This window comes from Rhizobium sp. YS-1r (assembly GCF_000757525.1).
GTDB classification, from domain to species: Bacteria; Pseudomonadota; Alphaproteobacteria; order Rhizobiales; family Rhizobiaceae; genus Neorhizobium; species Neorhizobium petrolearium.
Genome location: NZ_JPYQ01000021.1, coordinates 1 through 9,345 on the forward strand (window position 1 = coordinate 1; position 9,345 = coordinate 9,345).

At 57.4% G+C, this 9,345-nt stretch carries 9 protein-coding genes and 1 pseudogene; 2 read left to right on the plus strand and 8 right to left on the minus strand.

Going from position 1 to position 9,345, the window contains the following annotated elements:
- Window positions 1–55: 55 nt before the first annotated feature.
- Window positions 56–214 (plus strand): annotated as a pseudogene (locus JL39_RS14850) (IS6 family transposase); the annotation flags it as partial.
- A 38-nt stretch (window positions 215–252) separates the two neighbouring features.
- Here the strand turns inward: JL39_RS14850 and JL39_RS14855 are convergent.
- The 8 genes from JL39_RS14855 to JL39_RS14890 all read right to left on the minus strand — a co-directional run bounded on the left by JL39_RS14855 (window position 253) and on the right by JL39_RS14890 (window position 6,207).
- Complete coding sequence (locus tag JL39_RS14855) at window positions 253–1,011, minus strand: hypothetical protein (protein WP_052182875.1); 759 nt, start codon at window positions 1,009–1,011, stop codon at window positions 253–255.
- Between the two features lie 81 nt (window positions 1,012–1,092).
- Entirely contained in the window at window positions 1,093–1,911 is an 819-nt protein-coding gene (locus JL39_RS14860) for a hypothetical protein (protein ID WP_037151927.1), read from the minus strand.
- Between the two features lie 193 nt (window positions 1,912–2,104).
- Window positions 2,105–2,428 (minus strand): hypothetical protein, encoded by a 324-nt coding sequence (locus JL39_RS14865; RefSeq protein ID WP_037151929.1) that lies wholly within the window; start codon window positions 2,426–2,428, stop codon window positions 2,105–2,107.
- Window positions 2,425–3,240 (minus strand): DUF2092 domain-containing protein, encoded by an 816-nt coding sequence (locus JL39_RS14870; RefSeq protein WP_081952848.1) that lies wholly within the window; start codon window positions 3,238–3,240, stop codon window positions 2,425–2,427. The genes JL39_RS14865 and JL39_RS14870 overlap by 4 nt, the downstream gene beginning before the upstream one ends.
- A gap of 321 nt (window positions 3,241–3,561) precedes the next feature.
- Window positions 3,562–3,930, minus strand: a complete 369-nt coding sequence (locus JL39_RS14875) for a hypothetical protein (RefSeq protein ID WP_037151932.1) — start codon at window positions 3,928–3,930, stop codon at window positions 3,562–3,564.
- Window positions 3,931–4,001: 71 nt separating this feature from the next.
- Window positions 4,002–4,370, minus strand: coding sequence for a DUF1622 domain-containing protein (locus tag JL39_RS14880; protein ID WP_037151935.1), 369 nt, complete (start codon window positions 4,368–4,370; stop codon window positions 4,002–4,004).
- A gap of 30 nt (window positions 4,371–4,400) precedes the next feature.
- Entirely contained in the window at window positions 4,401–5,636 is a 1,236-nt protein-coding gene (locus JL39_RS14885; protein WP_037151950.1) for an anaerobic sulfatase maturase, read from the minus strand.
- Between the two features lie 127 nt (window positions 5,637–5,763).
- Window positions 5,764–6,207 (minus strand): DUF202 domain-containing protein, encoded by a 444-nt coding sequence (locus JL39_RS14890; protein WP_037151938.1) that lies wholly within the window; start codon window positions 6,205–6,207, stop codon window positions 5,764–5,766.
- 436 nt (window positions 6,208–6,643) lie between these two features.
- Here JL39_RS14890 and JL39_RS14895 point away from each other — a divergent pair, with 436 nt between their 5' ends.
- The gene (locus JL39_RS14895) at window positions 6,644–9,025 is read left to right on the plus strand and encodes an arylsulfatase (protein ID WP_037151941.1); all 2,382 of its coding nucleotides are present in this window, start codon (window positions 6,644–6,646) and stop codon (window positions 9,023–9,025) included.
- Window positions 9,026–9,345: the final 320 nt, after the last annotated feature.

Genomic DNA, 9,345 nt, shown 5'->3' on the forward strand with positions numbered 1-9,345 from the left:
GCAAAGTCCCATCTTGATTGACGCTGGAATTCCACGTTGATCGTCGCGCGGCAGTTTCGAAGTCATGCGGGCATTACGCAAGGGCCAGGCTGCTATTTTCAACCTGACAAAAGACATCTGTGGAGAGGCTCGTATCGTTGAACGGGCCTTCGGTATCGGGCCGAGTGCTCTGACCGAAGCCGCGGCTTTGCTCGCCCAGAATCTCGAAGATTAGGCCGCTTGATAGCAGAGAACGGTGGAATTCCCCGGCGCTTAAAATCTTTGCAACAGAGCCATCACGATAGCCGGCCAGCATCGCGCGAAGCTGCCGCGCCAGAAAGCGCGAGGACGGGGTCCGGCCACGGTTCCGGCAAGCGTTCGCCTGTGACGCCATATGGCGCCGGTGGACAGAAGCAACGTGGGCAAGGTTACCACCACCGTTCCCCACAGATCGATCATGCCGGCGCCGGCACCCCACAGCCGCAGTGAGGCAACAAGCGACAGCCCGGCAACCGCCCATAGGATGGCAAGGGAGAGATCGCGAACGAATTTGGTCAAACGGTTGCGCCGAAGACGGGCTTCTGGAGGCTGCTGTTGCAGAAGCAGCCAATGCAGCGCGATGAGCACGACCCATCCCGCCACGGTGGACGTAACCCACAGCTGGAGCGTTTGCATCGGCAATCCTTGGGATGCCAGCAGTCGCGTCGCCAGGAAACCGATCGCCAGAGCTATCACCGCCACCATCGCCGATAAAAGCAGGCGGCTCCACGCAGTACCCGTGCCTATGCGGATCCGCCGGCCTCCGATGACAAGCGGCACGGCAACGATCGCGACGATCAGAAGGATCTGCGACACCATTGCGAAGCCGGAGGTGGAGACCTGGGCGAAAGACACCCGGAATGTTTCAAATTCCGCGGGCGCCGCCAGCCAGGCAAGGTATCGGACGTGGAGCCCCTCGATGAACCGTTCTGCGAACTGCTGCAGACCTGCGGTAAGCAAGGTGAGACCCGCATCCGAAGTGTTCTCATCCATTACCCATATTCTCCTCCAGGCTCCAGCAGTCTCCGTCCCCACCTATCCCCAAGACGGGACCGTCGCCGCAACAGTCCAAATCTACTTCGGGAACAACATGGTGACACCCAGCCTGAACCCTAATCCCTCGGGGCCACCTTCCGGGCTCTCCACCCAGTATCGAATTCCGGCGGACAGGCTGACGGGTTGCTTGTCCAGAACGACAAGCTTTGCGACCGTGGCATTGACAGGGACAGACCATGCGTCGGTCTCCCAGTTGTATGTGCTTTCGGTATTGAGCGTGAACGTCCAGGCGTCGGACGTCGTATATGAGACAAAGGGCTGCAGGAATGTCGCGTTGACGTCGGGGCGGCTATCGTCGCCGCCGAATGACCAGATGTGGTTTGCAAGCGCTCCGACTGTCCATCCGTCGCTCTGTTTCAATGCGACGGCTGTGGGGCCGGCGCCCCATTTTTCCCCGCCCAGCAAGTCGTCAGTGGCCGTCGGAAGAAGGAACACCGGACCGACACCCCAGATGATACCTCCCTCCGTCGGCTTGACCGGCGAGAGAAAAAAGCTCTGGACCACGTCGCCCAGTCCGAACTGCTCGCCCGATGGTCCGGCAATATCGTTCTGCCAGGTGATGGGCACGATCGTCCGGGAGATCAGGTTCCATTCGTCATTGATGGAGATCGGTATGACAGGCTGTACATTGACGAAAGCCTTTTTGCCGTCATCGGGCCCATAGCCATGATCATAGTTGAACTGAAAGGGTACGCTTATCAACGAAGCAATCGGGTTCGACAGCTGCTTGGCGAGTTCCTGGGTTTGGTCCTGGGCCACCGTCTGGCCGGGGAAGTTCAAAGTCGCAGTCACGACGAGTGCGCGAGATACGACCGATACTTTTGATGCCAGTCGCATAATCCCCTCCGAGGGTTAGCTTGCTATCGGTTTCTGCGGCGCGTCCGTTCCACGGGCTCGAATCTGCAAGAGGTTACGCAATTCGAAGTGGTTCTTGTGTTTCGGAAACTGGCCAGCCTCCCCACCTGATGGAATTTCGAAACCATGGAGATCGACGGCTTTCGGAGGGACGTGTTGCTATACTCCCGTGTCATCAGTCGACATAAACGACAACGTAGCGTCCGCCATAGGACTGGTAGTACGCTCCTCCGCACTGCCAGATGGACACACCGTTGATAACCACGGCCGAACAGCCCCTTGGCAAGGTCGAGACGTAAATGGCGGATCGGCGCACGACCCGGCGCGTTGTCCGGCGGGCAACGCCTGCAACGCTTCTGGGAGTGGCCGGCCGACCTACCCTGGCCTGGGCTTCGGAGATCACGAAATGCGACGGGATGATGGCTCCTTCGGTCCAACAATCCACCGCCACCAAGGTAAGAGCCAGAGCGGCAATTGACAAATAGCGGCGCGATTTCATTGTGCATCCTCCAGAATGACATCGCCGATGGCATCGGAGCCGATCTGCTCGATCTTTCTCGCGCCTGCGGGGGGAGAGAACTCAAATACCGATTTGTCGATTGCGGGATCTACATTCCAGTTGGTAAGTCGTACCGAATATTCTGGGGCGCCCGTCACCCATTTCGAGGTGATCACATACTTGACTGGCAAGGGCTGTTCGCCCTTCCGGATCCAGATCTGCCAATCGACGGTATCCGTCCGAAATGCAAGATGATCGCATTCCACGCCGCCGACGAAAGCGTTGCCGACGAATCGTCCTTCCTCAGCCGTTTCGGTCAGCAGCGCATAGGGATCGGCTGCGAGCAGATCGGCCCCTGCGGCGTCGAGGCCCGTCGACATGCGGAACTCCTCGAGACCGGCGTCGATGGTGGCCTCCGGACTTTCCATCTGGGCATAGACGTTGAGCCCGCGGCCATAAAGCGAAATGCTCTTGCCGTTCAATATGGCCTCGACATCCGCGAAGGGACCTTTGCGCGTTACGTGCAACTTGTCCGGTCGCGATATGGCTATCGTCCCCGAGGCACTGTATTGCAGCTTCTGCCCTTGCCTGTCGACGATCTCCTGATCGGTGTCGTAGTCAAACGTCGCCGATTTGAGCCCGCCGAGATAAGACGACATCGCATGCAACAGCTTGTCGGCGTCATCATCGATCGCGCCTTGGCTTTGTGCCGAAGAATGGTACAGCCCCAAAACAAGTGATGCTGTGAGAAGGCGATACATCATGCGCCGCCACCCGCTCGATTGGGCGCCATGTGGAAGGATACTTCGCATTATTTCTCCCCACCAGAATTTAGCTTCTCATTAAGTAATGCCTATCACATGAGTGCATCGGCAGAATACTAACCCCTTAGTAGCATGCCGAACCCTCCCGCATCATGAAGTAGAAAAGCGCGCAGCAGATCAGGGACGGGAGATACGGTCGCGAGCCGGCCTTGGCTTTCGCCCACGGACACTTCTATCTCCAGGGACCGAGTGACCCTGGAGCGCACAGCATCACGGCATGATCCCAACGACGCCACAACCTCGTTTGGCGGCAGTATCGCCGATGGGTCGGAAAGAGCGACGGTGCGGATGTGGTGCATGCGATTGCCTCTAACGACTGAGCCGGTTCACAGGTCCGCGAAGCAAGGTATAGGGAATGATCGCCAGAACAGTTCCGGCAACCAGCGCGCCGACGAGGCGAAAATCGTGGAAGACGATGTATTGGAAGATCAGGTCGAGGATGACGGCGATGATGAAGACCTTGCCGATCGACTTCCAGCCACTCTGCAACATGTCGCGCCGGTGCTCCGCATCGGTGAACAATGCCCAGAAATAAGGAGCCCGCCCCTCACGCGCGTCCCTCCTGCCATCGTGATAAGCGAAGCCCAGCGCCATGAGCGGCTGCAGGAGCAAACGCAGGCTCATGGGACCGTCAATTCGGGCCAGCAAGCCATCGATAAAACTCAAGTGGTCACCCATATCAATCCTCCCGTTGCTGCCCCGCCCCGCGCGCAGCCGTAGATGGCGATCACGTCCAGGAACGGGTTTTCTCAACTCTTTCCAATTTTCTCACTCCTCGTTCCTGGCTTTTGCCATGGCCAACGGCCCTCCACCTCGACGGTCAGTGTCCACCCGAGGAAGGTCCTGACCAGAACCAGGGCGCCGAGGGTCATGATGTTGTTCAAGGACGGGTCCAGAGCGACGGTCCGTATGATGTCTGCAGCGACCAGAAGTTCGAGCCCGATCAGAAGTGACCTTCCCACGGCTGTTCTGTAGCGCTCGTAAGCCCCTTCGACTGCCCGGGCGCTGTGAAGCAGCCAGCGGGCGGTGACGACGGCGATGAAGACCACCATGATAAGCACAGCCAATGCCTCAATGCACACGGCTGCCAGTGAAATCCATTCGCGCACGAGGTCCATCGGCGCTCCTTTTCTACGTCGCGATCATCATCATTGCATCCGCATGATTTCATCGGCGTAGCGACCCTGCTTTAGGAGTGTCGCCATTGTCTTCATGGGCGCATCTATATGCTTGAAGAACTGCTTGTAGCCGGCGCAGAGATAGTTCAGACCGGGCTCGCCGTCCGGCGTCATGATAAAGCGGTTCCGCGGGCATTCGCCATAACAGGCGAACAACACCTCGCATTCACGACAATATCGGGGAAGGCTGTCATACTTGTGCTGGCCGAATTGGCGTTGCTTGTCGGATGCCACCAACTCCAGCATGGGCGTCTCCTTGATGTTGCCCAGCAGGTAATCCGGCTCGACATAGTGATCGCAGGAATAGACGTCGCCATTGTGCTCAAGCGCGAGCGCACCGCCGCATGTGGGCGAGAAAATGCACAGATTGTGCTGCCCGACCCAGCTTCCCAGCGCCACGTCGAAGGTTTGCACGAAAACCTCACCAACGTCCCGCTTTATCCATTCGTCGAAAATCTCGCAAAGAAAGCGACCGAACTGCTCTGCCTCGACAGAGCGTTCCGTGACCAGACTGCCACGCTGCAGGTAAAGCGGACGCTCACCGCCGGGCCGCTCGCCCCATCCCTTGTTGGCAACCGGCAGGAGTTCCGGTGTGGCGCGCTCGACGATCGGAATGAACTGTATGAATTGTGCTTTCAGTTCATCGCGAAAGAACCGGTAGACGTCGAGCGGATGGTCCGCATTGGCGGCATGGACGGTGCAAAGTATGTTGAAATCGACCTCATGCCGCCGCAAAGCCTCCCAGGCGCGCATGACGAGGTCGAAAGAGCCGCCACCGCGCTTGTCGACCCGGTAGGCATCATGCATGTCTCGCGGACCATCTATGCTGAGTCCAACCAGAAAGTTGTGCTTCTTGAAAAAGAAGCACCAATCGTCATCGAGCAGCAACCCGTTGGTCTGGATTGTGTAGAGGATATTTTGTCCCGGCTTGCGATGCCTGTCGACAAATTCGATAGATCTTTTGAAAAAGTCGAGGCCCATGATGGTCGGCTCGCCACCTTGCCAAGCAATGCTGATCTCCGGTTCGTCATGCTGGGAAAGGCGTTGCTGGATGTAGAGTTCCAGAACCTCGTCCGACATGCGGGTCTTCTCGTTCGGATAGAGGCTGTCCTTTGACAGGAAGAAACAGTATTTGCAGTCCAGATTGCAGGTCGCGCCAGTCGGTTTGGCAAGAAGATGGTAAGCGAGCGTTACTTCAGTCATCATTTTGCAGCCATTGAGGGTGAAAGATCGAAAGGAAATGCCCTGCCTGTCAACCAATGGCAGACCGAATTACTGCGAAGCTCGTTCTCAGGCGTTTTCGCCTTACATGGAAGAAGTTTGCACTGGCGGTCTACACAAGACGCAGCAGAACCGTCACGAATGCAATCGTACCGATGGCGGCCAAGACGATTGCGACGGCCAATGCCGAGGATTGCATCCCCATCTTCGTCGCGCCCGCCAAGGCGGAAAAATTCTCACTCCAGAGGTAGCGCAAGCCCCACTGGTACTGCTTGACGGCAATGATAAGTGCCAGAACGCCGCAGAAGATCAGCGCCAAGCCCAGGTACCACGCCGCATCCGGAAAAAGGGCGGGCTTGATGCCGGGCAATTGCTGCAACCGGTCGAAAAACTGGACGATGGTAAACCCAAAGCCGATCAATGAGATCGCAGTGCGTACCCATGACATCAAAGTGCGCTCAAGACTCATCCGCGTACGCAGCCATGAAAAATGACTCTCCGCCGTCGTCCTCACTTCGAAGCGGTTCGGTGTGCCATCGCTGCTTGTATCTGCCATTGTGTTCAGTTTTCCCTGGCGACAACACCTAACCGCTACCAAGAAGGCTGCGGAATTGAATTCATATCTTCGGCCACTCCCTCATACACTATAATAATAGACATAAACTCAAAGTTGTTGAATTGATATCAATCAATGCGGTCATATGAATATATGCGAGCATTCGAAAATGTGATGCAATTCACAGCAGTGCCGATCACCACCGGCTTGCGATAGCAAGCAAGGGTGGAGCTTAAAAAGTGCATACACGACTGCGCCAGCATGCACATTCATCGCCACACTTTCGGGCCCGCTCGGGTCAAGTCCCCTGCCATTCACAGGACCGGCACTCATTCGTTGCCTGAGCCTTTGCAAGACAGGCAGGTGCAAGGGAGGGGCGAACAATTCGCCGTAGGTACCCAAAACAAATACTATACTACCATGGAGGAATATTTCGATGACGCCCAGCAACGACAAGAAACCGCGCACGCATCTTCCCATGCAGAACACCGCGCGCACCCGGTTCACTGCGTATGATGCGAAGGATCCGGATAGCAAGTTTCCGCCCATTGATGAGTTACGCCCGCCTGAAGGTGCCCCGAACGTACTGGTCATCCTGATCGATGATGCCGGGTTCGGCTCATCCAGCGCCTTTGGTGGCCCTTGCCAGACGCCGACAGCCGAGAAGCTGGCTGCCGATGGGCTGAAGTTCAACCGCTTCCACACCACGGCGCTCTGCTCACCGACGCGGCAAGCGCTTCTAACCGGCCGCAACCACCATTCCGCAGGCATGGGCGGCATAACCGAGATTGCCACCGGCGCGCCAGGTTATTGCTCCGTGCTGCCGAATTCCATGTCGCCGTTGGCGCAGACCCTGAAACTAAACGGCTACAACACCGCTCAATTCGGCAAGTGCCACGAGGTGCCGGTCTGGCAGACCAGCCCAACCGGCCCATTCAACGCCTGGCCCACGGGCGGCGGCGGCTTCGAGTATTTCTACGGCTTCATCGGCGGAGAGGCCAACCAATGGTATCCCACACTTTATGAGGGAACTACACCTGTCGAAGCGAAGAAGACGCCTGAAGAGGGTTATCATCTGGTCGAGGACATGACTGACAAGGCCATCGACTGGATCGCCCAACAGAAGTTCCTCGCCCCCGATAAGCCGTTCTTCGTCTATTTCGCGCCCGGCGCCACCCACGCCCCGCACCATGTGCCCAAGGAGTGGGCCGACAAATACAAAGGCAAGTTTGATCAGGGCTGGGACAAGCTGCGCGAGGAAACCATCGCCCGGCAGAAGGCACTTGGCGTCATCCCGACCGACGCTGATTTGACCCAGCGCCATGACGAGATTCCGGCGTGGGAGGATATGCCCGAAGCATTCAGGCCAGTTCTGCGGCGCCAGATGGAGGTTTATGCGGGCTTCATGGAATACACCGACCATCATGTGGGCCGGATCATCGATGGCCTGGCCAAGCTCGGCGTCCTCGACAATACGCTCGTCTATTACATCATCGGCGACAATGGCGCCTCGGCCGAAGGCTCGATCAATGGCTGCTTCAACGAGATGAGCTACTTCAATGGTCTGCAACAGGCCATGGAGACGCCCGAATACCTCACGTCGAAGCTCGACCAGCTTGGTGGCCCCGAATCCTACAATCATTTTGCCGTCGGTTGGGCGCATGCGATGAATACGCCTTATCAATGGACCAAGCAGGTTGCGTCACACTTTGGCGGAACCCGGAATGGAACGATCGTCCACTGGCCGAAGGGCATTAAGGCCAAAGGCGAGGTTCGCTCTCAGTTCAGTCATGTCATCGACGTGGCTCCGACGATTCTCGAAGCTGCCGGGATTCCGGAGCCCGTCTCCGTCAATGGTATCCAGCAGGATCCGATCGAAGGCATCAGCATGCTCTACGCGTTCAACGACGCCAAGGCAGTGGAACGGCACGAAACCCAGTATTTCGAGATGTTTGGCAATCGCGGCCTCTATCACAAGGGGTGGACCGCAGTGACCCATCACAAGACACCGTGGGCTCCATTGGACCAGAAGCTTCCCGCATTTGACGATGATGTCTGGGAGCTCTACGACACCAGCAAGGACTGGAGCCAGGCCCATGATCTCTCCAAGGAGAACCCTCAAAAGCTGCATGAGCTGCAGCGCCTCTGGCTGATCGAAGCCACCCGCTACAAGGTGCTGCCGCTCGACGACCGCATGGCCGAGAAGATGAATCCGGACACGGCCGGACGTCCGGTGCTTATCAAGGGAAAGAGCCAACTTCTTTACAGCGGCATGGGGCGTCTGTCGGAAAACTGCGTTCTGAACCTCAAGAACAAGTCCCACTCCGTCACGGCCGAGATCGAAGTGCCAGCGGGAGGTGCCAAGGGCGTCATCATTTCGCAGGGAGCCAATATCGGTGGCTGGAGCCTCTACGCCAAGGAGGGTAAGCTCACCTATTGCTACAACTGGGGCGGCTTCAAGCACTTCATTATCGAGGCAACAAGCCCGCTTCCAGAGGGCGTGCATCAGGTGCGCATGGAGTTTGTCTATGCCGGAGGCGGCCTGGGCAAGGGGGGCAAGGTCACGCTCTATACTGACGGTGAGAAGGTGGGCGAAGGCGATGTCGGGGCGACATTGGCCATGGTCTTCTCCGCCGACGATGGCCTTGACGTCGGAGAGGACTCCGGCGCTCCCGTCTCGCCGGACTACGGCCCGCGCGACAACCATTTCAACGGCAAGATCAAGGGCCTCCAACTCGCCATTGACGACGCAGCCGAGAATGCGGAACACAAGGTGGATCCGGTCATGGCCATTCAGCTCGCTATGGCACGGCAATAGGCCTGAAAGAAATTGCTTTCCGGCGGCGTTCACGAGCCCACCTGTATGGTGATTGCCGCGAAGGGCCTATCAAGAATTCAAGATTGAGAAAGGTAGCCAGGATCATTCCTGGCTACTTTTATGCTTTGTGGACCACCTGAAGGCCGTAGAGATATGCAAGCAGGTGGTTCCGATCAGACTTGACTTCTGCTCGACGAGAGAGGCCGTTTTGCCGCTGTTTCGCGTTTCTTTCCATATAAGGAAACAAAGGAAGGATAATGCAATCTTATCAATCGTTTAGCTGTATGTCCCTTGAACCACGCCTACTCGGATCAGAGCAA

Bases quoted from the DNA above. Each gene is read 5' to 3' on its own strand.
- JL39_RS14895 (WP_037151941.1), top strand. From the start codon at position 6,644: ATGACGCCCAGCAACGACAAGAAACCGCGCACGCATCTTCCCATGCAG.
- JL39_RS14855 (WP_052182875.1), bottom strand. From the start codon at position 1,011: ATGGATGAGAACACTTCGGATGCGGGTCTCACCTTGCTTACCGCAGGT.
- JL39_RS14880 (WP_037151935.1), bottom strand. From the start codon at position 4,370: ATGGACCTCGTGCGCGAATGGATTTCACTGGCAGCCGTGTGCATTGAG.
- JL39_RS14870 (WP_081952848.1), bottom strand. From the start codon at position 3,240: ATGCGAAGTATCCTTCCACATGGCGCCCAATCGAGCGGGTGGCGGCGC.
- JL39_RS14865 (WP_037151929.1), bottom strand. From the start codon at position 2,428: ATGAAATCGCGCCGCTATTTGTCAATTGCCGCTCTGGCTCTTACCTTG.
- JL39_RS14885 (WP_037151950.1), bottom strand. From the start codon at position 5,636: ATGATGACTGAAGTAACGCTCGCTTACCATCTTCTTGCCAAACCGACT.
- JL39_RS14890 (WP_037151938.1), bottom strand. From the start codon at position 6,207: ATGGCAGATACAAGCAGCGATGGCACACCGAACCGCTTCGAAGTGAGG.
- JL39_RS14860 (WP_037151927.1), bottom strand. From the start codon at position 1,911: ATGCGACTGGCATCAAAAGTATCGGTCGTATCTCGCGCACTCGTCGTG.
- JL39_RS14875 (WP_037151932.1), bottom strand. From the start codon at position 3,930: ATGGGTGACCACTTGAGTTTTATCGATGGCTTGCTGGCCCGAATTGAC.